Source organism: Microbulbifer sp. ABF4_148, assembly GCF_056158985.1.
In genome coordinates, this window is sequence record NZ_JBSWUI010000001.1 from 2316377 (window position 1) to 2340781 (window position 24405).

General features: G+C 57.8%; 25 protein-coding genes. 17 read left to right on the forward strand and 8 right to left on the reverse strand.

Annotated features, from left to right (window positions below; genetic code table 11):
• The 8 genes from recJ (at nt 1) to ACXAD0_RS10105 (ending at nt 9202) form a co-directional block, all read left to right on the forward strand.
• The gene (gene recJ / locus ACXAD0_RS10070) at nt 1-1728 is read left to right on the forward strand and encodes a single-stranded-DNA-specific exonuclease RecJ (protein WP_475088278.1); all 1728 of its coding nucleotides are present in this window, start codon (nt 1-3) and stop codon (nt 1726-1728) included.
• A gap of 62 nt (nt 1729-1790) precedes the next feature.
• On the forward strand, nt 1791-2696 hold the full coding sequence (locus ACXAD0_RS10075) for a DMT family transporter (RefSeq protein ID WP_475088279.1): 906 nt from the start codon (nt 1791-1793) through the stop codon (nt 2694-2696).
• Nucleotides 2696-3334 (forward strand): LysE family translocator, encoded by a 639-nt coding sequence (locus ACXAD0_RS10080; protein ID WP_475088280.1) that lies wholly within the window; start codon nt 2696-2698, stop codon nt 3332-3334. The genes ACXAD0_RS10075 and ACXAD0_RS10080 overlap by 1 nt, the downstream gene beginning before the upstream one ends.
• A gap of 48 nt (nt 3335-3382) precedes the next feature.
• Entirely contained in the window at nt 3383-3832 is a 450-nt protein-coding gene (locus ACXAD0_RS10085; RefSeq protein WP_475088281.1) for a hypothetical protein, read from the forward strand.
• A gap of 156 nt (nt 3833-3988) precedes the next feature.
• Nucleotides 3989-5084 (forward strand): peptide chain release factor 2 gene (gene prfB / locus ACXAD0_RS10090; RefSeq protein ID WP_475088282.1). Its coding sequence is split into 2 segments (ribosomal slippage): nt 3989-4060 and nt 4062-5084, totalling 1095 coding nucleotides; the frame shifts between segments, so codons are not numbered across the junction.
• 53 nt (nt 5085-5137) lie between these two features.
• The gene (gene lysS, locus ACXAD0_RS10095) at nt 5138-6628 is read left to right on the forward strand and encodes a lysine--tRNA ligase (protein WP_475088283.1); all 1491 of its coding nucleotides are present in this window, start codon (nt 5138-5140) and stop codon (nt 6626-6628) included.
• A 350-nt stretch (nt 6629-6978) separates the two neighbouring features.
• Entirely contained in the window at nt 6979-8265 is a 1287-nt protein-coding gene (gene gntH / locus ACXAD0_RS10100; protein WP_475088284.1) for a guanitoxin biosynthesis MBL fold metallo-hydrolase GntH, read from the forward strand.
• A 142-nt stretch (nt 8266-8407) separates the two neighbouring features.
• Nucleotides 8408-9202: a hypothetical protein gene (locus ACXAD0_RS10105; protein WP_475090356.1), complete on the forward strand. Its 795-nt coding sequence runs from the start codon at nt 8408-8410 to the stop codon at nt 9200-9202.
• Nucleotides 9203-9223: 21 nt separating this feature from the next.
• Here ACXAD0_RS10105 and ACXAD0_RS10110 read toward each other — a convergent pair whose 3' ends face one another.
• The 6 genes from ACXAD0_RS10110 to ACXAD0_RS10135 form a co-directional block, all read right to left on the reverse strand.
• On the reverse strand, nt 9224-10621 hold the full coding sequence (locus tag ACXAD0_RS10110) for a HupE/UreJ family protein (RefSeq protein ID WP_475088285.1): 1398 nt from the start codon (nt 10619-10621) through the stop codon (nt 9224-9226).
• A complete protein-coding gene (locus ACXAD0_RS10115; protein ID WP_475088286.1) occupies nt 10605-12512 on the reverse strand; it encodes a hypothetical protein in 1908 nt (635 codons plus the stop codon). Before ACXAD0_RS10115 ends, ACXAD0_RS10110 begins: the two co-directional genes overlap by 17 nt.
• Nucleotides 12513-12625: 113 nt before the next feature.
• Nucleotides 12626-13498, reverse strand: coding sequence for a PDZ domain-containing protein (locus tag ACXAD0_RS10120; protein ID WP_475088287.1), 873 nt, complete (start codon nt 13496-13498; stop codon nt 12626-12628).
• A 73-nt stretch (nt 13499-13571) separates the two neighbouring features.
• Nucleotides 13572-14192 carry a TPM domain-containing protein gene (locus tag ACXAD0_RS10125; protein ID WP_475088288.1) on the reverse strand — a complete coding sequence of 207 codons (621 nt, stop codon included), beginning with the start codon at nt 14190-14192 and terminating at the stop codon, nt 13572-13574.
• Nucleotides 14192-14845 carry a TPM domain-containing protein gene (locus tag ACXAD0_RS10130; protein ID WP_475088289.1) on the reverse strand — a complete coding sequence of 218 codons (654 nt, stop codon included), beginning with the start codon at nt 14843-14845 and terminating at the stop codon, nt 14192-14194. The genes ACXAD0_RS10125 and ACXAD0_RS10130 overlap by 1 nt, the downstream gene beginning before the upstream one ends.
• A gap of 117 nt (nt 14846-14962) precedes the next feature.
• Nucleotides 14963-15592 (reverse strand): LemA family protein, encoded by a 630-nt coding sequence (locus ACXAD0_RS10135; protein WP_475088290.1) that lies wholly within the window; start codon nt 15590-15592, stop codon nt 14963-14965.
• Between the two features lie 142 nt (nt 15593-15734).
• On the opposite strand from ACXAD0_RS10135, the gene ACXAD0_RS10140 reads away from it, so the two are divergent.
• From ACXAD0_RS10140 to ung, 5 genes are read left to right on the forward strand one after another with little or no spacing between them, the layout of a single operon-like run.
• Entirely contained in the window at nt 15735-16280 is a 546-nt protein-coding gene (locus ACXAD0_RS10140) for a YaeQ family protein (RefSeq protein ID WP_475088291.1), read from the forward strand.
• Between the two features lie 40 nt (nt 16281-16320).
• Complete coding sequence (locus tag ACXAD0_RS10145) at nt 16321-16803, forward strand: YajQ family cyclic di-GMP-binding protein (protein ID WP_475088292.1); 483 nt, start codon at nt 16321-16323, stop codon at nt 16801-16803.
• A 22-nt stretch (nt 16804-16825) separates the two neighbouring features.
• Nucleotides 16826-17785, forward strand: a complete 960-nt coding sequence (locus tag ACXAD0_RS10150) for an esterase-like activity of phytase family protein (protein WP_475088293.1) — start codon at nt 16826-16828, stop codon at nt 17783-17785.
• A 12-nt stretch (nt 17786-17797) separates the two neighbouring features.
• Nucleotides 17798-18400 carry a uracil-DNA glycosylase family protein gene (locus ACXAD0_RS10155; protein WP_475088294.1) on the forward strand — a complete coding sequence of 201 codons (603 nt, stop codon included), beginning with the start codon at nt 17798-17800 and terminating at the stop codon, nt 18398-18400.
• A 20-nt stretch (nt 18401-18420) separates the two neighbouring features.
• Nucleotides 18421-19137, forward strand: coding sequence for a uracil-DNA glycosylase (ung, locus tag ACXAD0_RS10160; RefSeq protein WP_475090358.1), 717 nt, complete (start codon nt 18421-18423; stop codon nt 19135-19137).
• A gap of 29 nt (nt 19138-19166) precedes the next feature.
• On the opposite strand, the gene ygfZ is transcribed toward ung, so the two are convergent.
• Nucleotides 19167-20195, reverse strand: coding sequence for a CAF17-like 4Fe-4S cluster assembly/insertion protein YgfZ (gene ygfZ / locus ACXAD0_RS10165; protein WP_475088295.1), 1029 nt, complete (start codon nt 20193-20195; stop codon nt 19167-19169).
• A 201-nt stretch (nt 20196-20396) separates the two neighbouring features.
• Here ygfZ and ACXAD0_RS10170 point away from each other — a divergent pair, with 201 nt between their 5' ends.
• A complete protein-coding gene (locus ACXAD0_RS10170) occupies nt 20397-20642 on the forward strand; it encodes an FAD assembly factor SdhE (protein ID WP_475088296.1) in 246 nt (81 codons plus the stop codon).
• A 46-nt stretch (nt 20643-20688) separates the two neighbouring features.
• A complete protein-coding gene (locus ACXAD0_RS10175; RefSeq protein WP_475090360.1) occupies nt 20689-21090 on the forward strand; it encodes a protein YgfX in 402 nt (133 codons plus the stop codon).
• Between the two features lie 58 nt (nt 21091-21148).
• Here the strand turns inward: ACXAD0_RS10175 and nadB are convergent, their stop codons facing one another.
• Nucleotides 21149-22765 carry an L-aspartate oxidase gene (nadB, locus tag ACXAD0_RS10180; RefSeq protein ID WP_475088297.1) on the reverse strand — a complete coding sequence of 539 codons (1617 nt, stop codon included), beginning with the start codon at nt 22763-22765 and terminating at the stop codon, nt 21149-21151.
• Nucleotides 22766-22926: 161 nt separating this feature from the next.
• On the opposite strand from nadB, the gene rpoE reads away from it, so the two are divergent.
• Both rpoE and ACXAD0_RS10190 read left to right on the forward strand, forming a co-directional pair.
• Nucleotides 22927-23541 (forward strand): RNA polymerase sigma factor RpoE, encoded by a 615-nt coding sequence (rpoE, locus tag ACXAD0_RS10185; RefSeq protein ID WP_475088298.1) that lies wholly within the window; start codon nt 22927-22929, stop codon nt 23539-23541.
• 186 nt (nt 23542-23727) lie between these two features.
• Nucleotides 23728-24405 (forward strand): sigma-E factor negative regulatory protein, encoded by a 678-nt coding sequence (locus ACXAD0_RS10190; RefSeq protein ID WP_475088299.1) that lies wholly within the window; start codon nt 23728-23730, stop codon nt 24403-24405.

Sequence of the window (24405 nt, forward strand, 5' to 3'; positions counted from 1 at the left end):
ATGAACAAACAGATCCAGCGGCGGCCAGTGGAGGTATCCACTGGCCGTTTTGCATCTGAAACCCCGGAAATTCTCCAGCGTGTGTTGTTGGGGCGTGGCGTTACCAGTGAGTCAGAGCTGGACCATCGTCTCGCCTGTTTGCACGATCCGCGGACCATGCGTGGCCTGGACGCGGCAGTGAAACTGCTGGTGGAAGTCGTACGTGCGCAGCAGAAAATCCTTATCGTGGGTGACTTCGATGCGGACGGGGCAACCAGCAGTACGCTCGCAGTACTGGCGTTGGGGGCGATGGGTGCGGGCCCAGTCGATTTCCTGGTGCCCAATCGCTTCGACTACGGATATGGACTGACCCCGGAAATTGTCGAAGTGGCGCGGGAGTACAATCCGGATCTGCTGATCACCGTCGACAATGGCATTAGCAGTATCGACGGCGTCGCTGCTGCAAGAGCAGCGGGCATGCGGGTGATCGTCACGGACCACCACCTGCCCGGTGCCGAATTGCCCGCTGCCGATGCGATCGTTAACCCGAACCAGCCCGGTTGTGAATTCCCCAGCCGCAGCCTTGCCGGCGTTGGTGTGATCTTCTACTTGCTCAGCCGCCTGCGAACTGCATTGGTGGAATCCGGCTGGTTTGAGGACGCTCGCATTGCCGCACCCAATATGGCGGATTATCTCGATCTCGTCGCGGTGGGTACCGTTGCGGATCTGGTGCCGTTGGATCATAACAATCGCATTTTGGTGCACCAGGGCATTGCCCGGATTCGCGCCGGTCACTGTCGCCCCGGTATTGCGGCGCTGCTTCAAGTCGCTGGTCGCGACCAGCGACGCCTGTCGACTACGGATATCGGTTTCACCATAGGTCCGCGCATCAATGCGGCGGGTCGTCTCGATGATATCAGCACCGGGATTCGCTGCCTGCTGACACAGGACCCGGCCGAGGCTCAGGAGCTGGCGCGGGAGCTGGACGGCTTGAATCGCGACCGCAAGGCGATCGAGCAGGGCATGCAGCGTGAGGCGATGGCCGCTCTGGATAAGCTTCAGTTGGATAGTGACCTGCCCTGGAGTCTCTGCCTGTACGATGCTGGTTGGCACCAGGGTGTGGTGGGGATACTTGCCAGCCGTATCAAGGAAAAATTTCATCGTCCGGTGATCGCGTTTGCCGATGGTGATGGCGGCTTGGTCAAAGGGTCGGCGCGGTCTATCCCGGGTCTGCATATTCGTGACGCGCTGAGTGATGTGGCAGCCGCGGATCCGGCGTTGATCAGCAAGTTCGGTGGTCATGCGATGGCCGCGGGCCTGAGTCTGCCGGCAGAAAATCTGCCGGCCTTTACTGCCGCGTTTGAGCACGCGGTACGCCAGCGACTGGAGGCTTCGCAGCTACAGGCGATTGTCGAATCCGATGGTGAGCTGATGCCGGGGGACTTCAGCATGCAGATTGCGGCGATGCTGCGCGCTTGTGCGCCCTGGGGCCAGGCATTTCCAGAGCCTGTTTTCGATGGGGAATTTCTACTGCTGCAGCAGCGAATTGTGGGGGATCGACACCTGAAAATGGTGGTCGCACACCCGAGTGCGCCGCAGCAGGTGATTGATGCCATCGCGTTCAATGTCGATACGAATCTCTGGCCGAACGCCACGCAACGGGTGAAGCTGGCATTCAAGTTGGATATCAACGAATATCGCGGCCGGGAGTCCCTGCAGCTGATGGTGGACTATCTCGAGCCCGCCTGATCCAATTTTCCGTGGTGCCCGGCGGGGTGCACCACGTTCCCATATTCTTTTGAGGTGTATGAATGGACCGCAAGCAGGCCCGTGCGGAGTTATTGCTGGTATTGGCTGCCCTGTTCTGGGGGGTTGCCTTTGTCCCACAGAAAATTGCGATGGACCACATCGAGCCGCTGGCCTTCAATGCCTGGCGTTTCTTGCTGGGTGGTCTGCTCTTGGTGCCCGTCGTTTACTGGTTCTCGCGGCGGTCCGCTGATGGGCAAGGAGCGTCTGAGGGTGTGACGCGCACCTGGAGAGCCAGTCTGCCAGGAGGTGCAGTGCTGGGGTTCTGGTTGTTCCTCGGCGCGGCTTTGCAACAGGTCAGTCTGCTCTACACCTCTGCGGGACGTGCCGGCTTTATCACCGGGTTCTATTTGCTGCTTGTGCCGGTCATCGGCCTCTCTCTGGGACACAAGACCAATCGTTGGACCTGGGCGGGAGTGGCGCTAGCGTTAGTCGGACTCTACTGGTTGGCAGACTTTTCTGAAGAAGCGCAGCTGGTGGGTGACCTGATGGTGTTTGCCAGCGCATTCGTCTTTGCCATTCAGGTCTTGTCGGCGGACCATTTGGTGCGTCGGCACGATGCCCTGCGCCTCGCCTGCGTGCAATTCCTGAGTTGCGGGTTGTTGTCGGCACTGGCCGCATTTCTGATTGAAGAGCCGACATTGGCGGCGGCGAAGGCGGCAGCGTGGCCGATTGCCTACATGATGGTTTTCTCAACGGCCATCGCGTTTACGTTCCAATTGCTTGGGCAGCGGTACGCGGCCCCCTCCCATGCCACCGTGATCATGAGCCTGGAGGCGGTTTTCGCGTTGGCTGCCGGCTGGCTGTTTCTCAACGAAGTGCTGACGGTCCGCGAATTGGCAGGATGCGGACTGATGCTGGCGGGTATGCTGGTCAGCCATTTTGGTAACCACGCCGGGACACACCACTGATGATGCCCTCGCTGGATTTTTCCCTGCTCGCGCTGTTTGTGCCCACGTTTTTCTTGGTATCGATCACACCGGGGATGTGCATGACGCTGGCGCTGACACTGGGAATGACGGTAGGGGTGCGTCGCGCCAGTTGGATGATGCTGGGCGAGTTGGCCGGCGTGGCGCTGGTTTCGATTTCCGCGGTGCTTGGCATCGCTGCCCTGATGTTAAAGTTCCCGCTGGCATTTCAGGTCTTCAAAGTACTTGGTGGCGGCTATCTTTGCTGGGTGGGGGTGCAGATGTGGCGCTCCCGCGGCCGCATGGTGCTGGTGGCGCCGGCAGATGGCGCTCCCCGGGCGCTCCCGTCCCGCGGCGCGCTGGCCGCCCAGGGGTTTCTGACCGCGGTTGCGAATCCCAAGGGTTGGGCGTTCACCATTGCGTTGCTCCCGCCATTTATCAACCAGTCTTTACCCCTGGCGCCACAGCTCACCGTTCTGGTTGCTATTATTTTGCTGCTGGAAACCGTGTGCATGTTGGTATATGCCGGTGGCGGTAGGGCGCTCGGGCAGCTGCTGCAGCGCAGCGAAAATGTGCGCCTGGTGAACCGGCTGGCGGGCACCCTGATGCTTGTTGTCGGGGTGTGGCTGGCATTCGGATAGGCAGGTCTTCCGGCCTACGCGGGAATAGACTTACACAGGAGTGAAGAGATGAACCAACGGATGGTAGCGTTACTGCTTGCGGTACTTGCGGTCACCGCCTGTGATCAAAAACGCGAAGCCCCGGATCCGAATAACGAGCAGCAGGGCACCGCCGCGGAAACGTCGCGAGAGCCCATGGCCGTGCAGGCCGAGCAGTTGATCTGGGTCTATCGGGCGCGGGGCAATCGCCAGTGCGAAAACGGTGGGTTGACGCTGGAAACCAGTACCACCTCGCTGACTGCCAACGGGGTGGACGTCGAAGAGTCCACCTGCGGGGTCAGGACTGACCGGATGTTTCCGGCGGTGTGCGGCGGTCAAACCGGCGATGTGGTACTGCATTTGATTCCAACGGCGAGTCTGGATGTGGCCCTGCAGCAGGGGTTCGACCCGGCCTCGCAGATCCAGTACCAGACCAGTGAGTGCAAGCAGGCCGCATCGAGCAGCCCGGCCCCCAGCTGAATCGCCGTTCCGGGCGCCGGGCTTTGCCGCTGGGTGCCTCCCTGCGGTAGAATGCGCGCCGCCCTCGCAGCAGCCTTGCGTGGGAGACTGGCAGGGCACTGCTCCGGATGACCGGCGTGCCTGAATGTTGAACCGTTGTCCGGAATTTCACGCATCATGGAAATCAACCCCCTCCTGAACCAGTTGAAAGACCTCGAAGAGCGCACTGACGTTCTTAGGGGGTATCTTTGACTACGCCAGCAAGAAAGAACGCCTGACCGAAGTCGAGCTGGAGCTGGCGGAGCCGAGTGTCTGGGAAGAGCCGGATCGCGCCCAGGAGCTGGGTCGCGAACGCTCATCGCTGGAAACGGTCGTCAACACCATCGAATCGCTCGACAGTGGTGTCAGTGATTGTCGAGAGCTGCTGGAGATGGCGGTTGAAGAAGACGATGAGGATTCCGTTACCGAGGTGACCGCCGAGATTGAGGGGCTCCAGCAGCAGCTGGGTATTCTCGAGTTTCGCCGTATGTTCTCGGGCGAGAACGACAGCAACAATGCCTATCTCGATATTCAGGCAGGTTCCGGTGGTACCGAAGCCCAGGACTGGGCCGAGATGCTGTTGCGTATGTATTTGCGCTGGGGTGAGGCGCATGGTTTCAAGACCACACTGGAAGAAGTCTCGGCCGGTGAAGTGGCGGGTATCAAGAGCGCCACGATTCACTTTGCCGGCGATCATGCGTTCGGCTGGCTGCGTACCGAAACCGGGGTGCACCGTCTGGTACGGAAATCCCCGTTTGACTCCGGTAACCGCCGTCACACGTCATTCTCTTCCATCTTTGTCTCTCCTGAGATCGATGACAATATCGAGATTGAGGTCGACAAGTCCCAGGTGCGCGAAGATACCTACCGGGCTTCCGGGGCCGGTGGTCAGCACGTGAACAAGACCGATTCCGCGGTGCGACTGACCCATATTGAGACCGGCATTGTGGTGGCGTGCCAGAGCGAGCGCTCGCAGCACCAGAACCGCGATAAGGCCTGGAAGATGCTGCGCGCGCGCCTGTACGAGCAGGAGATGCTCAAACGCAATGCAGAAAAACAGGCCATGGAGGACAGCAAGTCTGACATTGGCTGGGGCAGCCAGATTCGCTCCTACGTGCTGGATGACCAGCGCATCAAGGATTTGCGTACCGGTGTGCAGACCAGCAACTGCCAGTCCGTCCTCGATGGAGACCTCGACCAGTTTATCGAGGCCAGCCTCAAAGCCGGGCTGTAAAGCCCGGCCGACCGTTTCCCCAAACACTAAATCAGAAAGCGATACTCCCGATCATGAGTCACGAAACCCCTGTCGCCCAAGACGAAAACAAGCTGATTGCCGAACGCCGTGCCAAGCTGACCGCACTGCGTGAAAAGGGCAATGCGTTTCCCAATAGCTTCCGCCGTGAAAACCTGGCCGCTGACCTGCAGGCAGAGTTTGGCGAGAAGTCCAAGGAAGAGCTTGAGGCACTGGGTAAACGGGCGTGTGTGGCGGGGCGTATCCTGGCCAAGCGAGGCCCTTTCCTGGTGATCCAGGATGTCTCTGACCGCATCCAGCTGTACGCTGACAAGACTGCCCAGAAAGAGATCAAGGAGCGCTTTGGTGCCTGGGATATTGGTGACATCGTTGGTGTGAGCGGTGCACTCCACAAATCCGGCAAGGGCGACCTGTACGTGAACTGTGAAGAGTTCCAGCTGCTGACCAAAGCATTGCGTCCGCTACCGGAAAAATTCCACGGTATCGCCGATCAGGAGCTGCGCTATCGCCAGCGCTACGTGGACCTGATTGCCACACCTGAGTCCCGTGAAGTTTTTCGTGTCCGCTCCAAGGTGATTGAATACATCCGCAGCTTCCTGAACGGCAACCATTTTATGGAAGTGGAAACCCCGATGCTGCAGGTGATTCCCGGCGGTGCGACGGCACGTCCGTTTGTCACTCACCACAACGCGCTGGATATTGATATGTATCTGCGTGTGGCACCGGAGCTCTACCTGAAGCGTCTGGTGGTTGGCGGTTTCGAGCGTGTGTATGAAATCAACCGCAATTTCCGCAACGAGGGCCTGTCCACCCGGCACAACCCCGAGTTCACCATGCTGGAGTTCTACCAGGCCTATGCCGATTACAATGACCTGATGGACCTCACCGAGCAGATGATCCGCGGTATCTGTGAGAATGTACTCGGCAAGACCGTGGTTGAGTACCAGGGCAGCAGTTACGACTTTGCCAAGCCGTTTGCACGCATGTCCGTGTTCGATTCCATCCTGCACTTCAACCCCGAGCTATCGGCATCGGATATCGATAACCTCGATAGCGCCAAAGCCGTCGCCACGAAGCTGGAAATCCCACTGAAGGAAATCTGGGGCCTGGGCAAGATCCAGATAGAAATTTTCGAAAAGACCGTCGAACACCGCCTCGACCAGCCGACGTTTATCACTGAATACCCGACCGAGGTTTCTCCATTGGCCCGTCGCAATGACGACAATCCGTTTGTGACCGATCGCTTTGAATTCTTTGTCGGTGGCCGTGAAATTGCCAATGGTTTCTCGGAACTGAATGATGCCGAAGACCAGGCGGAGCGTTTCAAAGCCCAGGTGGCAGAGAAGGATGCCGGTGACGATGAGGCGATGCATTTTGACGCCGATTATATCCGTGCGCTTGAATACGGCCTGCCGCCAACGGCGGGAGAGGGCATTGGCATTGATCGGCTGGTTATGCTGCTGACCGACTCTCCGTCCATTCGCGACGTATTGCTGTTCCCACATATGCGCCCAGAAGGCGCCTGATAGTCACCTCACATACCGGGTGCTGCGGGCATTCAATGTCCGCAGTACCGTCATCCCCTCCCAGCTTCGATCTCACCTTTTTCTGCCTGTCGTCCGGGGAGTCTCTTCCCGATATGAAACCTACCGCGCCAGCACTATTACTTCCCTCCAGCACGCAGGTCCAGCGGTGTCCACCAGCGTCTCTATGGCATTGAATGCAGCATTTTGTCGCCGGACACCAAAGTTACGCCACCTGTCATTCGCAACTGGATCTATCGTTAGTGTTGGGCGAAATATGCCTCGACTGCCGGTGGGTGTTCTGACGCCAATGAGCCTACGGATAGGCGGAACACATCGGATCCAGCAAAAAGATGAAGGAGCGTCTCGGGGGTGCCATGGCCGGAAAGCGATTCCCGTGGAGGCGGTGTACCGTCTCCCTGATTTTTACGATTCCTCTCGCGATTGTGCTGCTCGGCATCATTGCGGAGCAGGGCAACCGGGTGCTGGCACAGGAAGTCCTTCCCCAGGCAAATCGGGCGAACGCGCCGGCGACACCACCGGGGCGTACCGCTTCGCCGATTCGTGGTGGCGATTATCCTGCCAGCTATTTTCCCAATACCGAGTTGCTTGGCTCTGAGGAAATGCGCATTACCGCACTCGGTACGGGTATGCCCAATCAAACCCGCGCCGCGGTCTCTATTTCCTATCTGGTGGAGCTGGGTAACGGCGAGAGCTTCCTGTTTGATATTGGCATGGGCGCCATGGCGAACCTGTTTTCCTTGCGACCGGATTTTTCCCGGCTCGACAAAGTATTTGCCAGTCATTTGCATATTGATCATGTAGGCGACTTTATGGGACTGCATATCGGTGGATGGCTCTCGGGACGATATACGCCAATTCATTTCTTTGGGCCCAGTGGCTCCACACCCGAGTTAGGTTCCGCGGCTTTTATTGAGGGGATGCGCAAAGGTTACGCGTGGGACCTGGCCACGCGCTCCGGCGCACTGCCTGACAAGGGTGCTGAGATCGTCGTGCATGAATTTGATTACCGCCAGGAGAATGCAGTCGTTTATGAGGAAAATGGGGTAACGATTCGCTCCTGGCCCGCCATACACAGCCTCGATGGTTCTGTCAGCTATAGCCTGGAATGGAAGGGTTTAAAGTACGTATTTGGTGGCGATACCTACCCGAACAGTTGGTATATCGAATACGCCAAGGATGCCGATGTCGCTTCCCACGAATGTTTCCTGCCACCGGAAGAATTGGCTACGTACTTTGGCTGGGACCTGAAGCAGGCCACTTATGTGGCGACAAGAATCCATACTTCACCGGATGCCTTCGGCAAAGTAATGTCGGCGGTCAAACCGCGTCTCGCTGTCGGCTATCACTCGGTGCAGTCGCCGGAAAATAATGCGGCGATTATGGATAGTGTGCGGACCACCTATAGCGGGCCGCTGGCGCTGGCACGTGACCTGATGGTAATCAATGTCACCAGGGACGATATCGTCGTGCGTATGGCGACGGTGGACGAGTATGTGCTGCCGCCCGCCGTGAGTGAGGCCTACAAAGAAGCCCCGCGGACCGATGAGAAAAGCCCGTCCAAAGCGATCGAGGCGGGCAAGTGGCCGGGCTACACGCCGCCACCGATGCCCGAGTAATGGTCTATTTTTTTCGCCTGCCTGTCCGCCATCATATGGAGTATTGCTCATGGATCTCGAAAGAAATAAAAGACCGACAGGCGGGCAAGCTCGGGATAGCGGCCGGGCTTTGCATGGTTGGCTCGCTTTACTCTTGTTGTCTGTGTTTTTGTTGCCGACGAAGATTCTGGCTGAGAACCAGGAGGAAGAATGGGAATATTCACTGACTCCCTATCTTTTTCTGCCGGTGGCGACACAGGGTACCTCGGTGGTTGCTGGTACCGAAGCCAAGCTGGATCTCGATTTATCCGACGTACTGGAGATTCTCGATGTGGCATTTGCAACGCGTTTTGAGGCCCGTCGTGATCGCTTCGGCATACTGGCGGATCTGTACTATGTCTCGCTGGGCCTGGACAGAGGCGCGCAGTTAACGCCGGGGAATAATCCGAATCTGGACTTGACCGCAACGCTGAATGTAGATGTTGATGTACGGCAGGGTTGGCTGTCGCTGCAGGGCCTTTACCGCGCGTTCGAGTCCCCCGCCGACGCGCGCTTTCCGTGGGCGTTTGACGTGTCTGCCGGGGCGCGCTGGAATTACCTGAAACAGGAAATCAAAACAGACCTGTCGCTGAACATCGGGCCGAGGCCGGGTATCCAGCAAACCCTCGGCGGTTCGGAAACCTGGTGGGAGCCGGTGATTGGGTTTCGCGCTGGTGTGAGTGTCTCTGAATGCCTGACGCTGGCGCTGCGCGCGGACGCCGGGGGCTTCGGTGCGGGGGGAGATGACTTGCAGTGGGGGATCCTTGCCGGGGCGGAACGCGCGTTTAATGATCGTCATGCGCTGCGCTTTGGCTATCTGTTTTACGGCATTGATTATCGGAGTCGTCGCTCAGACGGCATTTTTGCTTATGACGTCAATCAGCGGGGGCCTTATATCGCCTATAGCTGGCGGTGGTAGGACGTTCATTGGGCATAGCATTCAGGCGCCGAGGGCGCTGACAAACTGATAACTGCGGTCGACCGTCCAAAACAGGGCAATCGCAATACAGCCTAGTGCGACGGCGCTGCAAACGGATTGCTCCCAGCTTTCGCGCCGGTTTCTCACCAAAGCCAGCAGTGGCCAGATGGCCAGAATAATCAATGCCTGCCCCAGCTCCACCCCGATATTGAACGCCAGCAGGCTCTGCCAGATATTCGGCGCGTCGACTTTCAGAATTTCGTGCAGCACAAAGGAAAATCCCAGGCCGTGCAGCAGTCCCAGCCCACAGGTGCCGACCACGATCCAGGTTTCACTCAGTATGATCCGTTGGCGCGGCGATGCATTACCGGGACGTCGGCGTGTGCTGATGGCCATCCAGGCAGCAAAAATAATGGAGAGTGCAATACCGGTTTCTACCAGAGGCACAAACCAGGCACCGGAAGGCACCAGCCCGAAGAAGCCCGCTGACAGCGTCACGCTGTGGCCAATGGTGAATCCCGTGATTCGCCAGAGCAGCGCCGACAGGGAAGTGGCACCAATAATGAGGCATAACACGAACAGGACGTGATCCAGACCTGCGAGGATATGAATAACGCCCTCATGGATAAACGTCGCCATCGCGCGAGTCGTTGAATGGCTGATTTCAATGGGGTTTGTCAGCAGTCCGTTGGAGCGGAAAATCTCGGTTTTTCCGCCACGGTGGTCCAGCACCAGATTGGCCGTGTTCTCCTGTCCTGGCAGGCCGGGATTCAAATAATCGGCCAGACGATAACGGGATTCCCCAGTGATCGTGGGATATCTCAGGCGAATGTCGATTACGGTGTCGCCGACATACTGTGCAGTTTGTCGCCGCATCGAAACCGGGATTGGGCGGGCCCTGGTGAAGGCATTCTGCGCTTCTTCGAGCGTCGCGAAGTCGGGTTCAGTGCCCAGCGCATGGAGTCGTACATCGATGATTTCACCGCGCAGCACAGCGTCACCGCTTTCCAGGCGTAAGGCTGACTCTGCAATGTTGCCGAGCCCCAGCGGTACTGCGGCCACCTGAGTGAAGTCGACAAAATGAACGACTGCGCCATCCTCCAAAGCGTTGCGTGTATAGGGCGCTGGTGACGGCAAATTACCGGGTGCATTGTCACGGCCGACCTTGTCCGCCAGCAGGTATGGCAGCGGCATACGCAGGTACAACTCCGTACCGTAGTCACTGTGCTCGACATGGAAAATTCGCACGTTGAGGTTGAGGAGAAAGTGTGCCGTTGCCTGTGAACTGGCCAGCAGGAGCAGGCACACACTCAGACCCAGAAAAAAAATGCGAAAGCGAAATGACCCGCGGGCTCCTGTCGCCGCGATACCTGCCGCAGTTTGTTGGGTTTTGGCGTTGTTATCAGTCTGTTTCAACATTCGCGGGGTTTCCCGGGTCAGGTGAAGTGATGGGCTGCCGGCCTGTCTGAGCCGCCGTCAAAGAGGGGGTCCATTCCCGCACCGACAGTGGGGTAAATCCGACAATCTTCCACTGCCGGTCAAGTTCGACCAGGTCGAGCATGGCCCGAACTTTGACTTGCTTGCGGTCGCTGTGCCCCCAGAAATAGCCCTCCACGGTGGCGTTCCAGCTGGATAGCGTTTGATAGATCGTTTGGTTGCCATCGTGCTTGCGATCGACCTGTTCGAGCTGTACTTCATCGATTGCCGTCACGAATCCCCGGTCCCCGGTAATGGTAAGCGGTCGATATACCGCTGACAGGGCATTCTCAGTAGCGACGGAGTGCTGCTGGGACACCAGGCGAGATAGGGCGGTATCGTAACGATGAGGCTCGCTTTCCAGATACGCATCGGGAAGTTCCCGCAGCAGCTGGGTCAATACCCTCACAAGCTGCTGCTCCGCGTTTTCAGTGGGTGTTGGCAGGTTGATCGAGCTGGGGGCAAGCACGACGAGGCCCAGACTGGTGACCAGTCCCACGAGTGCGGTAGCGAGAACGCGGCCATGTCTGCGGGTTCGATAAAAGTCGAATATGACGAAGAGCAGAAAGGCAATGGCCACAAACGCGGCGATCAGGCGTGGGGTAATCGTATATCCGCTTCTCTCAGCCATTATCGGCATGACTTGGGGATCATCATGGGCGGTGAGGAAATTCTGCCAGCGAACTGTGGCGAGTGTCGATGTCAGAAAAGTTGGGAAAGGCCCGGCCGGATCCTGTACCAGCGAGGGCACTCGCTCCTCCAGATGGCTGAACAGTTGCCATTCAATATCGACGTTGGTTGGCAGCTGCTCGACGACATAGCGCTCCCGATAGCCAATCAGGAGTGCGCCCAGGGGAATTTCCTCCGCCGGCTGCAACGGGATCAATCCGTCTAGCGTGAGCTTCATAAACGCTACCTGGATGGAGTCCGGTTGAACAGGCCGTGATTCGATCGAGGTGGGGTTACGACCATGGAGATAGGCCTGTGTTTCTGCGCGCAAAGCCGATCGTTTTTCCGCAGTCAGTACCTGCCAGGCCTCAAACGGTACCCCTGACCAGGCTGCCAGGTCCCTGGGGCGCAGTACGACTTCGTGCCGAACTTCTCGTGGCCCAACATACAGGAAGGACTGCAATGGATAGCGGAGGTGCTTGAGAATGCGTGGATTTTCGAGTTGAGTCTGCCAGGGGTCGAGCCTGCTGATATGCCAAGTGGCCGAGCGCGCCATATAAGCAAAATTATTCACGGGCATGGCATCGTGGCGTGATATGAAGCCAATAACGGCTGCCGTCTGGCCGTCGCTATCCAGTGGCGGAACCACAGTGACTGTGTCGGCACCGGAGAGCGGGTAACTGGCCTCAAAGCGGATAACGTGTTGATCAGTGGGTAACGCTGGGAGTCGCCTGCCGGTTCGCGGATCAATTGAGCCGGCGAAGGGTGATTTTCTCGGTGTGCGTGCGGCGACGGTCACCTGGGGCTGCTGCGCTGGTAGATCGCCGCGCTCCGTGAAAACCTGAAAGTTCATGTCAGGATGCTCACGCGCTTGTGTCGCGAGCGCCTCGAGATCTGTGGAGCGCTGATTGGCGGGCCAGAAATAGTACGCGTCGCGCGCAGATATTTCCAGCGTGATATGCAGCTCGTCCCCTTCGATTGCCAGCTCTGCAATGTTGGGGGCCGTCTCCGCGCCAGTCAGGCTGGTGTAATCTGCCCGCGCCAGTGCGCACTGCAAGAGACCAATGAGCAATGCCAGGCAGACGATATCCCGTATTTTGCACGCATTCTTATTTTTGAAGTGCATTGTCGCTTCATCTACTTGTTGGTTTAGCTGTTGGTTCATTCGGGCGTCTCCTGCATTCTTCTGTAGTGCAGGTTTTTTGAACCAAAGCTCACTTTTTCGCTATCGCAGTCCTTCCATTTCGACAGAAACCGGGGGCAGCCGACGATATGGCATCAGCTGCGAATCCCGAGGGGGCCGCTTGGTACATACAGTGTCTGTACCTGGCCACTACCAGCACGTTTCACTTCAATCGCGACGTCTTTACCGGGGGGTACCTTGTAAATTTCGGTGCGTAGATCCCCCATATGAAACACCCTAGAGCCATTGTACGAGATGATCTTGTCCCCTGACTGAAGGCCGGCTGTTGCCGCTGGTGTGTCACTGACGACGGAACGAATTTCCATATCCTGCCGACCATTCAGTACATCCAAATAGGCTTCAAACTCGCTATCGGAAAGCTCTTCAGCAAACATCTTGCGCGGATTGGAATAGGTGTCCAGTTTCTCTCTCAGTGCCTGGGCCTCCGGTGAACGCTTGTTATTCTGATGCTGATAGGCATGGGAGATTTGCATGTGCTCATATTGGAAACGCTCTTGTTTGCGCAAGACAAATTCTGCGCGTTCAGGCGTCATTCCCGCTAACACCAGTTGCTCAAACTGGTGGTCGCGCAGGCGGGCTTCACTCTCTGCGCGACTGAGTCTACGCCTGCTACGGCGGTTGTCGTGGGAGGTTGCGGCCTCGCGCATTGCCGCGCTGACTTGACCGGGGGCGGAACTGGTCGACTCCAGCTGCTCCTGCAGTTCTTCCACCAGATCCAATGTGCGCGCCTGGATCTCCTGCGCTGCACGCAGTGACTTTTCCAGCTGTTGCACCCGTTCATCCAGCGATGCATTGCCCGCTGCGTCTTCACTGGCAAATACGTGACTGTCAGAGCGACCTGCGCGGTCGCTTTCCCGCGTGTCAGAGTCCAGCGGTCCGCCGGCGAGGTAGGCAACCGGAATAAGAATCAGGGCGGTACCCAGGGTGATAAAAATTCCTTTTTTCATTGTTCCATCAGGCTAGTGATTTGGGAATGATATACGCCAAACCTGTACAGGTGCTGGAAGGGCCGGGTGCGGTTTATTCCGGGTAGTCCAGCATGATCAGATGATTTGGCAGCTCATTTTTCATTTCTGTCAGTGGTGCTGCCTCTTCCAATAATTCACCACATCGCTGGATACAGTGTATGAAAGCTTCGCCGGTTTTGCCTTTGCGAATTTCACCGATGAGCTGCTCCACAATTTCCTGCCAGCGCTCGTTGGTAATATGTTCTGCGAGTCCCCGGTCTGCGAGAATTTCCACATAATGTTCCGCTTCTGAAGCGAAAATCAGTAGCCCGAGGCGCCCCTTGGTACTGTGAAGTTCTTGCAGCAAAAATTGGCGTCTGGCGAGATTGGCTGCGCGCCAGAACTTCACTTTTTTGGGCACCAGCAGCATGGTGAGTGGTGGCCAGCGGAAGAGCAGTGCAAGCGCGATAAACAGGAACCATTGCAGGGTGAAAGCCTGCTGATAGTCAATCCACCAGGGCAGGAACTGCAGGAGAGGTGCGAGTAACAGGGCGAGAAAAGCCGCCCAGAGGGTGGAAATGTACAGGTAGCTATCTGCACTTCTGGCAAGCACGGTGACGACTTCAGCGTCGGTTTTGGCTTCCACCGTACGGATGCTATCGGCTACCTCTCGCTTAAATTGGCTATCCAGCATCACCATCCTCCCGATGCGCCACCGCCACCAAAACCGCCGCCTCCGCCACCGAAGCCACCTCCGCCAAAGCCTCCGCCGCCACCGCCGAATCCGCCGCCAAAGCCGCCGCCGCCGTAATAACCACCGTAGCGTCCACGCCGGTAGCTGCGCCCAGTATTACCTCCCGACAGGGAGGACGAGAACAGGCTCAGCATGATCAGTAGCAAAACCAGGGCCACCAGCATTGCAAGTCGTTCATCCCCCTCTGAATCAGTGGGTTCAGCGACGTATTCATTCTTGATAGCGGCAATGACGGACTGAATACCAGCGCTGACACCGCCGTCGAAATCACCGGCGCGGAAGCGTGGCAGAATTTTGGTGTGGATGATGTTGGCGGACAGGGCATCGGTCAGCGCGCCCTCGAGACCATAGCCTACCTCAATGCGAACTTTTCGCTCGTTCGGGGCGACAATGAGCAGAACGCCGTTGTTCTTTCCCTTCTGCCCGATCCCCCAGTGCCGTCCAAGCTGGTACCCATATTCCTCAATGGTGGTGCCACCCAGATCGGGAACCGTCACCACGACAAGTTGGTTCCCAGTCTTTTTTTCATGTTGTTGCATCAGCTCGGTCAGCTGAAAGCGGGTGTCAGCCCTGAGCATGCCAGCGGTGTCCACGACCCTTCCACTCAGGGGAGGGAATTCGGGGGCTGCGTCTGCCGGGCCCACACCCAGCGCGAGGCCACAGATCAGACACCATAAAAAGTGTCGCAAAGGCTCCATGGATTCGGGTGCTTACTGGAAGTCCACTTCAGGAGCCTTGTCCGCATCCTCGCTGGTCGCCGAGAACGTCTCGCGAATAGGCAAGTCGCTGTAGAGGATGCTGTGCCAGATTCGCCCGGGGAAGGTGCGGATCTCCCGGTTGTAGCGTTCGACGGCAGCGATATAATCGCGCCGAGCCACACTGATCCGATTTTCTGTCCCTTCCAGTTGCGACTGCAAGGCGAGAAAATTCTGGTCCGCCTTGAGATTGGGATAGCGCTCCACGACCAGCATCAGGCGTGAAAGTGCGCCGCTGAGCTGGGCCTGAGCTGCTTCGAACTGCTCCAGCTTGGCAGGGTCATTGATCAGGTTTTCGTCGACCTGCATCTGGTTGACTTTCGCACGCGCTGCGGTGACTGCCTCAAGGGTTTCGCGTTCGTGAGAGGCATAGGCTTTGACGGTCTTGACCAGATTGGGGATCAGGTCGGCGCGGCGTTGATACTGGTTCTCGACCTGAGCCCAACCGGCTTTGACCTGTTCATCATATGTCGGGATATTGTTGATACCACAGCCACTCAGCGATGCCGCGAGGGCACTAACGAGTAGCAGTGTCAGCAACCGGTACCGGGTATAGTGGCGGGCGAAAGAAGGTAAAGTCGGCATCCTGGGATTCCACTGGGTTGTTGGGGGCGCTGAGTTTGGGCTGTGAGGGGTATGCCACGCTCACAGTACGGTATTTCAAGGCAGCTAAATAATAGTCGCCGGTTGGTCCGGCAGGACGGCGGTAGCGGGAACAGGATTGCGAATGGCACTGAAAGCGACGATATTCAAAGCGCAACTACAGGTAGCGGATATGGATCGGCATTATTACGCCGAACATGCGCTGACTTTGGCACGCCACCCCTCTGAGACCGATGAACGGATGATGGTGCGTTTGCTGGCCTTTGCTCTCAATGCCAGTGATTCACTGGAATTTACCCGTGGATTGTCCAGTGACGATGAAGCAGAACTCTGGAAAAAGAATTTGAGCGGAGAGATCGAAAGCTGGATTGAAGTGGGTGTGCCGGCAGAAGAGCGTGTACGCAAGGCCTGTAACCGCTCCACAGAGGTTCGTGTCTACGCTTACGGTCGCCGAACGGCTCCGGTTTGGTGGGAAAAGCAGCGTGATGGCCTCGCCCGTTTTGACAAATTACAGGTTTATTATGTGCCGGCAGAGCAAAGCGAAGCGCTGGCAGCCATGGCTGAGCGGAATATGGATTTGAGCGTGACGATCCAGGACGGGCAGGTCTGGGTCGCGGCGCAGGGTGGGGACCAGTCTGTACTGGAAGTTTCCCTGGATCGTTGGCAGTAATCGCCGCAAGTTAGCCGGCGGCAAGAATTGAGGAAAAACTATGCCTTCTTTTGACATCGTATCTGAAGTCGATGCACATCAGCTCACCAACGCGGTAGATCAGGTCAACCGCACAGTGGGCAACCGATTTGATTTTAAAGGGGTTAATGCTGTTGCGGAAATGAAAGACTTTGCCCTGACCTTGCGGGCGGAGTCTGACATGCAGGTGACACAAATGGTGGATATGCTGCGAGCGGCGCTGATCAAGTGCAATATTGATCCCCTGGCCATGGATGTCGGTGAGATGGAGCAATCCGGCAAGGAAGTCAGGATCTCCGTGGCGATGAAAAATGGTCTGGACAAGGACCTGGCAAAAAAAATCACCAAAATAATCAAAGAAGAGAAACTGAAGGTGCAGGCCTCTATTCAGGGGGATCAGGTACGCGTCACCGGCAAAAAGCGTGACGATCTGCAACAGGTGATTGCCTTGCTCAAAGGGAAGGAACTGGAACAACCATTGCAGTTCAATAATTTCCGCGATTAACCCTGCAGGAGAGCTAACCGGTTTGCGCTACTCGATATTGTTCCTACTGTTCACACTCACCCTGGTGCCCGTTGCTCTGCAGGCGGGATCTAGTGGTGTTCATGTACAGCCGGCGACGTTGTTACACAGCTATTGGCTGGATGGCAGCGAGGGGCTTGATGTTTCTGGTCTGAGTTTCTGCAATGGCAGGTTACTCGCGGTTTCCGACAAAAAGCCCAGTTCGATATATACCATTGAACTGGCAGGGCAGCGCGGTCGGTTTGTTCCCGATCAGGACATTCGTCTCGAGGTACCCGATGGTCCCTGGGAAGGGGTTGTTCCGGCGCTATTGAATGTGGTTCAGGAAGCACCGGCTGCGGACTTCGAAGGTATTTCCTGTTCGGATGAGGGCACGATCTATCTGGTCAGCGAGCGTCACCACCGGATCGCTGCGTACCGTCCGGATTCCGGGGAGGTGGAGTGGTTGCCGGCGGTGTGGGCTTTGGAAGCGCGCCGACGTGGATTCATGCAGCACTTCAATGGCGCGGCCGAAGGTGTGGTCGTGATGGGCAAAGATGTCTGGGTGGCACTAGAGCGCGATCAGCGTGGCCTCGTGCAGTTCAAGGACGCGCAGGTAGAGCCCCGGTTTCACCAGATACCCGCAGTAGCCGGACTCGATTTTAAGGGACGCTCTGAAGATGTGGCCGGCCTGTTCTTTTATGACGGGGCACTGTACACACTGGAGCGCAATGCTTCTGCGGTCTGTCGTCGCGGACCCGATGACCTGGAGGCGGAGTGGTGCCTTGACTACCGGCATATTGAAGAGGGCCCGGAGTACGTCTACCAGGACACCGAATACGGCAAAGGTGAGGGCCTTGCGATCAATGAGAAAGGCATCTTTGTTGTCCTCGACAACAACAATGTCGCGCGAGCCGCGGAGCCCGAGGATCGCCGCGGTTTGCTCCTGCACCTGGCCCATCCCGCTTTGGGATCCACTGACTAATCCGCGGGTCGGGTGAGTACGAAGATTCCCCTGCAAGATCTGCTGCGCGAAGTGCGCAGCTGCCGCCTGTGTGAGGCCAATCTCCCGCGTGGCCCAAAGCCGGTCATTCAGGTCGGCGAGGGCGCGCGGCTGTTGATTGTCGGGCAGGCACCAGGTACCCGCGTGCACGAGACTGGTATTCCCTGGAACGATCCATCTGGAGACCGCTTGCGGGACTGGCTGAATCTCTCCAGGGCGCGCTTCTACGATCCGGGGCTGGTGGCCATCATTCCGATGGGGTTTTGCTATCCCGGGAGAGGACGCGGCGGAGATCTGCCGCCCAGGCCAGAATGCGCATCCACCTGGCACCAGCGCTTGCTCGATCAGCTCCCCAGTTTGCAGCTCACCCTGCTGGTCGGGCAATATGCCCAGCGGTATTACCTGCCGCGGCCGTTGTTCCCGCGCGCTGCCAGTCTTTCAGACAACGTGCGTCGTTTTCGTGAAGCGTTACCCGAGGGGTACTTTCCGTTGCCGCATCCCAGCCCGCGGAATACGCTGTGGTTACGCCAGCGCCCGTGGTTTGAGGCGGAAGTCGTGCCCGAGTTGCGTCGACAGGTAAAAAAAGTCATCGGTTAAGTGGTGGAGCAACCATGCCAATGGATTCATCGGTAAAAATTCATCCGTCCTGGCATCGGGTGCTGGAACAGGAATTTACCAAGCCTTACATGGCGCAATTGCGAGATTTTCTCCGTTCGGAAAAAGGCGCTGGTAAAAGTGTCTATCCTCCGAGTGGGCAAATCTTCAATGCCTTCAATTCCACTCCGTTTGATCAGGTCAAGGTCGTGATCCTCGGGCAGGATCCCTACCACGGTCCCAATCAGGCACACGGTCTTTGTTTCTCGGTGATGCCCGGGGTGCGTATTCCGCCTTCCCTGCAGAATATATTCAAGGAGCTGGATAGCGATCTCGGCATTGCGCCTGCGAAGCACGGCTGCCTGCAGCCCTGGGCAGAGCAGGGCGTGTTACTGCTGAATGCGACGCTCACCGTCGAAGATGGAAAGGCCGGTGCGCACCAGGGTAAGGGTTGGGAGATATTTACGGACGCCGCAATTCATGCGCTGGCAGAACAGCGTGAAGGCCTGGTGTTTATTTTGTGGGGCAGCTACGCGCAGAAAAAAGGCGCCTTTGTGGACTCAGGGCGCCATCTGGTGCTACGCGCTCCACATCCCTCACCGTTGTCCGCCCATCGGGGCTTTTTTGGTACGCGCCCGTTCTCGCAGGCTAATGCCTGGTTGCAGCAGCATGGCACCTCACCGGTTGACTGGGCGCTGCCCGACGCGTCTGCACTGCGCCGGGTTGCGGTAGAGATTTGATCCGGACTGAGTCCTACCGGTAATGCGCGCTAAGCGAGCGGGTCCGCATCTGCATCGTACGGCAGTTCCTGCAGGGCGAGCTCACGAGCGTCCTCCAGATGAAAGGTGGCACCCTCCGCGACTTTACTGTTGGTGAGTACCGCAAGTAGCTCGATACCGCCGTTGTTGGAGCTGGACTCGACAACATTGCCGACGCCCTGATCGCCGCCGGCGAAAATCGTTGCACCGGCCGGTGGGGGGCTACCACCATCAATGGATGCCCGGTACATTCGACGCTTTGACGCGCCACGAAACTGCATTCTGGCTACTACTTCCTGGCCCGTATAGCAGCCTTTCTTGAAGCTGACACCGCCCAATACATGGAGATTGGTCATTTGTGGGATGAACTGTTCGCTGGTGGCAGCGAAGATCTGCGGCATCCCCTCTTGTATCAGCGCGCCACTCCAGCTGTTATAACCGCCCGGGTGCGCGGACTCAGCGAGATGATCCCACGCGGCAGCAGATGCCGAGTTGGGCACGAGCAGGGCAACCTGATGTGTGTTGAGTGCGACGGCGATCAGGTGTGCTCCCTGCCACTCGAAGTTGTGCATAGCGCCGGGAGCCATAGTCGGAATGCCGAGCAACTCAGCGCTCAATGTCAGTGCATGGTGTCCCTGCAGGCCGAGCCATCGGTGGCTATCGCTGATGTTCTCCAGTTCCGTCTTGAAAAACACAGCATATTTCGCCAGGGCAGCACGGGCCGTCTCAGCCAGATCCCGTGGCATCCAAAGAATGAGCGTCTCTTCGCTGTGCTTCAGCGCGCGAAAAGCGCTGATCATACGTCCCTTGGGGTTGCAGTGTGCCCCCAGAGTCCAGTGTTCTGGCGGAAGATTGACCAGGTCGCAGGTGACCTGGCCCTGCAAAAATTTCTGGCTGTCAGGGCCTGCAACTCGAATCGCCCCCTGCGGTGAGAGGTCGACCAGCGCAAGGCCATCCCCGGACGGGGTGAATTCGGCAGCGTCCCCCTGCCAAACCGCGCCTTTCGATTCGAGAAATGCGTGCCACTGCTCCTGATTCATGCTGTCTCATCCGTCGTTGTGGTATTGCTCTGTCGCTGTCACACAGCGCGAGTCCTTCTGGAATGCTGATTTGGGGCTGTCTGCGGTGATTTCAAGCGCCGCTGTTGCTGTGGTGACTTGCAGGCACCCCGTACCAATGGCGGCTGTGCGGCGGCGCGTTAGCGGGTATACTGCCGCAAATTTTCTGGGTTGGATGGAAGTATGGATCGCAACCGCCTGTTTTGGGCCAGTCGCCGAGGCATGCTGGAACTGGATCTGGTATTGCTCCCTTTTTTGGAGAATGTCTATGACTCGCTGGATCCAGAGGATCAGCAGCGCTATGTAGAGCTTCTCGATAGCGAGGATCAGGACCTGTTTGCCTGGTTCCTGCGCCGCGAGGATCCGGCCGATCCGGAGCTGCTGCGCATCGTTCAGATCATCCGTGACAACACCGGCCTGCAAGAGTAGCGCGGACACGCTTGCGGGCGACCGCAGTGCCCGGCTATCGATTGCCGTGGAGCCATCTAAATGTCTCATGGGCATTCTGGCAGGCCTCACGCTGCTGGTGCTGACCCTGCTCTGGCTGCTGGCTCCCGGCTGGCTCCTGTTATTGTCTTTCAGTCTGCTGGTATTGGCGTTCGCCGCACGGGATTACCAGCGGCTGGGCGCTGTACGAGGGCGGATTCACTCCCGTGATCGCCGCTGGTACTGGGAGAATGCAGCTGGTGACGTTCAGGCGTTCGAATTCACTGGTGAGCTGGTCTTGTGGCAGTGGCTGCTGATCATCCATGGTCGCGACAGTCACGCGCAAAAGTTGTGTCTGGTTCTGATGCCGGACAGCGTGACCGCAGGCGACTGGCACGCGTTACAGGTTGCCTTGCGCCATTCCAGGGCTGGTGCCGTGCGTCGCGCGTAAGCATCCCCTTCGAGCCATTCCCCTCAAGTAGCAGTCACCGCGTAATACAAAGTCCGAATTAAACAATGTGTCTCTGGTTGGCAAAATTTTCCGGTACCAGAATGGTGTCCATGGCCAGCTCACGGAGTTCCGGGTAGTCGAGAGAGTAGTGCAGGCCGCGGCTTTCACGTCGATCCAGCGCAGAACGGATGATCAATTCCGCCACCACCGCGAGGTTACGCAGCTCGATCAGGTCGCTGGTAATCCGGTAGTTGGCATAGAATTCGCGGATTTCCTGTTGCAATAACTCGACGCGATGATGGGCACGTAATAATCTCTTGCGGGTTCTTACAATGCCGACGTAGTCCCACATAAACCGCCGCAATTCGTCCCAGTTGTGGGAGATCACGACGTCCTCGTCGGAGTCGGTTACCCGCGAAGCGTCCCAGGGCGGCGCTGTCCGCGGTTTGCTCACGCCATCGAGGGTGGCGTCTATGTGATGTGCTGCCGCGCGGGCGTACACCAGGCACTCCAGCAGGGAATTGCTGGCAAGGCGATTGGCGCCATGCAGTCCGGTGAATGTGGTCTCGCCGATGGCATACAGCTGATCCAGATCCGTGCGGCCGTGTTCGTCTACCATGACACCCCCGCAGGTATAGTGCGCGGCTGGTACCACGGGAATGGGTTCGACGGTGATGTCGATACCGTACTTCAGGCAATTGCTGTAGACCGTCGGGAAGTGTTCGCGCACAAACTCCGGGTCTTTGTGGGAGATATCCAGATAGACACAGTCGGCACCGAGACGCTTCATCTCGTGGTCGATCGCGCGGGCCACAATGTCACGTGGCGCCAGTTCCCCACGCTTGTCAAAACGCTCCATAAAGCGACTGCCGTCGGGCAGCTTCAGGTGCGCGCCTTCTCCTCGCAGCGCTTCGGTCACCAGCAGGGCCTTGGCTTTGGGGTGGTAGAGGCAAGTGGGGTGGAACTGGTTGAACTCCATATTCGCGACGCGGCAGCCCGCACGCCAGGCCATGGCGATACCATCGCCACTGGCGCCGTCGGGATTGCTGGTATAGAGGTATGCTTTACTGGCGCCTCCAGTGGCCAGCACCACCGCGCGGGCCTGGAACAGCTCAACCTGCTCGGTTTTCTTGTTGTAGACGTAACTACCGGCACAGCGGAAGCGTCCAGTGGACGTGTCTGGCTGGCGGATCAGGTCGAGCGCAACGTGATGCTCGAAACAATCGATATTCCGCGTGTTGCGCACTTCGTCAATCAGGCGACTGTGCACGGCGCGTCCGGTGGCGTCAGCACTGTGGATGATGCGCCGGTGGCTATGGCCGCCCTCTTTGGTGAGATGGTAGCCGGTCTCCTCGCGGGTGAAATCCACGCCCTTGTCAATCAGCCACTGAATGGCGGCAGCCCCATTCTCGACAACCTGTCTTACCGCGTCCGGGTGGCACAGGCCTGCGCCCGCGTCTAAGGTGTCAGCGATATGGGATTCAACGGAATCGGTATCATCCAGTACTGCGGCGATGCCGCCCTGGGCGAACCAGGTGGAGCCATCTTTCAGTCTTTGCTTGGACAGCAGGGCCACGCGATAGCGGGCAGCGAGATGCAGCGCCAGTGTGAGACCGGCGGCACCACTACCGATCACCAGAACATCGTAATTTGACTGTACTCTCATAATTTTCATTGTTTCGAGGGGTGGCGTAGTATAGCGCCAACTTCAGATTCGTCGATTTGACGGGAACTTATGTCCAACGGCCGCTGTCTCCAGCTCCATAGAATAAACGTCGGCGCGCAGATCTCCAGTTTGCGCGCTGTGGGGGCAGTAGCTGTTTTAGGGAGTAGGGGATGACAGCGCAACAGGCGTCACCCAGTGATCGCCAGCTGGTAGAGCGGGTCCAGAAGGGAGACAAGCGCGCCTTCGACCTGCTGGTATTGAAATACCAGCACAAGATCGTGGCCGTGGTGAGCCGATTCATTAAAGACCACGCCGAAGTGCAAGATGTCGTGCAGGAAGCGTTTATCAAAGCGTATCGTGCGCTGGCCAACTTCCGGGGCGATAGTGCTTTCTACACTTGGATGTATCGGATCGCGATTAACACCGCAAAGAACCACCTGGTATCTCGCAGCCGCCGGCCGCCTTCCTCCGATGTGGATCTGGATGATGCGGAGTTTTATTCGGGTGCGGACCTGTTGAGGGATAACGAGACGCCTGAGAACCAGTTGTTTCGCGATCAGCTCGAAGAGGCTGTGCACGAAGCGATCCGTGCATTGCCAGAAGACCTGCGCTCCGCGGTTACCCTCCGGGAAATGGAGGGGCTCAGCTACGAAGAAATTGCGGAAGTGATGGGCTGCCCGGTAGGTACGGTCCGGTCGCGGATATTTCGGGCGCGGGAAGCCATTGATCGGACAGTTCAGGCGGTTATGTCAGGTGAGGCAGAACCGATGGGTGACCGAAGCTAGCTCGTCGGTTTCCTTTTCAAAATTTGTGTAAATTTTTGCAAAAAAACGTCGTGAATTGTGAACCAATTAGCAAAGAGGCGGGTCATAGGGGATAACCGGTGACCATAGACGCCGGAGGTAACAATTCTCAGGGGGTGGGTGGCAACCCGCCAAAACGAAACAAATACCACAAGAGGGTGTGCCCGTATGTCCCACGGGAATCATCAGGAGCGACTAAACGAGTCGCTGTCGGCGCTGATGGATGGCGAGGCAACGGAGTTGGAGCTCCAGCGTGTGCTCAAGGCCAGTGAGGGCGGTGAAGAGATTGGTGAACGCTGGACCCGCTATCAGTTGGCCGCGAGTGTCATGCGTCGAGAATCGGTGTCGGCGGTTGATACCGACTTGGCGGCACGTATTTCTGCGGCAATTGATGCCGAACCTGCGCTGAACGAGTCCGCGGAGGGGAGCAGTGTTGATCATTCCGCCACGGATAATCGTTGGTGGCGCTCCCTGTCACGAGGGGCGGTCGCCGCCACCGTGGCATTCGCAGCCATCCTCGGCGTGCAGCAATTTTCCGGGTCCCAGGCTGGCCCTGAGCTGGTCGCGGGTACCGAGCCGGCAGCGGTGGCACCCAAGCCGGTGGTTCAGTCCACGCCACGGCCCAGTGGCTTCTACGTGCCCGCACCGAGTACGCGTGCTGTGAGTACCGCACCGCGTATGGTCCTTGAACGCCAGATTGGTGTCCCAATGCGCCAGCCTCCCGCAGAGTTGATGGAGCACCTGAATCGGGTCATGATCCAGCATTCCGAACAGGCCGCACATCTCGGTAATCAGGGCATGGTGCCTTTTGTGCGCGCCACTTATGGTGAGCAGAACGGGCAGTAA

Coding starts and splice junctions, on each gene's coding strand:
- recJ (WP_475088278.1), top strand. CDS start 1: ATGAACAAACAGATCCAGCGGCGGCCAGTGGAGGTATCCACTGGCCGT.
- ACXAD0_RS10075 (WP_475088279.1), top strand. CDS start 1,791: ATGGACCGCAAGCAGGCCCGTGCGGAGTTATTGCTGGTATTGGCTGCC.
- ACXAD0_RS10080 (WP_475088280.1), top strand. CDS start 2,696: ATGATGCCCTCGCTGGATTTTTCCCTGCTCGCGCTGTTTGTGCCCACG.
- ACXAD0_RS10085 (WP_475088281.1), top strand. CDS start 3,383: ATGAACCAACGGATGGTAGCGTTACTGCTTGCGGTACTTGCGGTCACC.
- lysS (WP_475088283.1), top strand. CDS start 5,138: ATGAGTCACGAAACCCCTGTCGCCCAAGACGAAAACAAGCTGATTGCC.
- gntH (WP_475088284.1), top strand. CDS start 6,979: ATGAAGGAGCGTCTCGGGGGTGCCATGGCCGGAAAGCGATTCCCGTGG.
- ACXAD0_RS10110 (WP_475088285.1), bottom strand. CDS start 10,621: ATGTTGAAACAGACTGATAACAACGCCAAAACCCAACAAACTGCGGCA.
- ACXAD0_RS10115 (WP_475088286.1), bottom strand. CDS start 12,512: ATGAACCAACAGCTAAACCAACAAGTAGATGAAGCGACAATGCACTTC.
- ACXAD0_RS10120 (WP_475088287.1), bottom strand. CDS start 13,498: ATGAAAAAAGGAATTTTTATCACCCTGGGTACCGCCCTGATTCTTATT.
- ACXAD0_RS10125 (WP_475088288.1), bottom strand. CDS start 14,192: ATGCTGGATAGCCAATTTAAGCGAGAGGTAGCCGATAGCATCCGTACG.
- ACXAD0_RS10135 (WP_475088290.1), bottom strand. CDS start 15,592: ATGCCGACTTTACCTTCTTTCGCCCGCCACTATACCCGGTACCGGTTG.
- ACXAD0_RS10140 (WP_475088291.1), top strand. CDS start 15,735: ATGGCACTGAAAGCGACGATATTCAAAGCGCAACTACAGGTAGCGGAT.
- ACXAD0_RS10145 (WP_475088292.1), top strand. CDS start 16,321: ATGCCTTCTTTTGACATCGTATCTGAAGTCGATGCACATCAGCTCACC.
- ung (WP_475090358.1), top strand. CDS start 18,421: ATGGATTCATCGGTAAAAATTCATCCGTCCTGGCATCGGGTGCTGGAA.
- ygfZ (WP_475088295.1), bottom strand. CDS start 20,195: ATGAATCAGGAGCAGTGGCACGCATTTCTCGAATCGAAAGGCGCGGTT.
- ACXAD0_RS10170 (WP_475088296.1), top strand. CDS start 20,397: ATGGATCGCAACCGCCTGTTTTGGGCCAGTCGCCGAGGCATGCTGGAA.
- nadB (WP_475088297.1), bottom strand. CDS start 22,765: ATGAAAATTATGAGAGTACAGTCAAATTACGATGTTCTGGTGATCGGT.
- rpoE (WP_475088298.1), top strand. CDS start 22,927: ATGACAGCGCAACAGGCGTCACCCAGTGATCGCCAGCTGGTAGAGCGG.
- ACXAD0_RS10190 (WP_475088299.1), top strand. CDS start 23,728: ATGTCCCACGGGAATCATCAGGAGCGACTAAACGAGTCGCTGTCGGCG.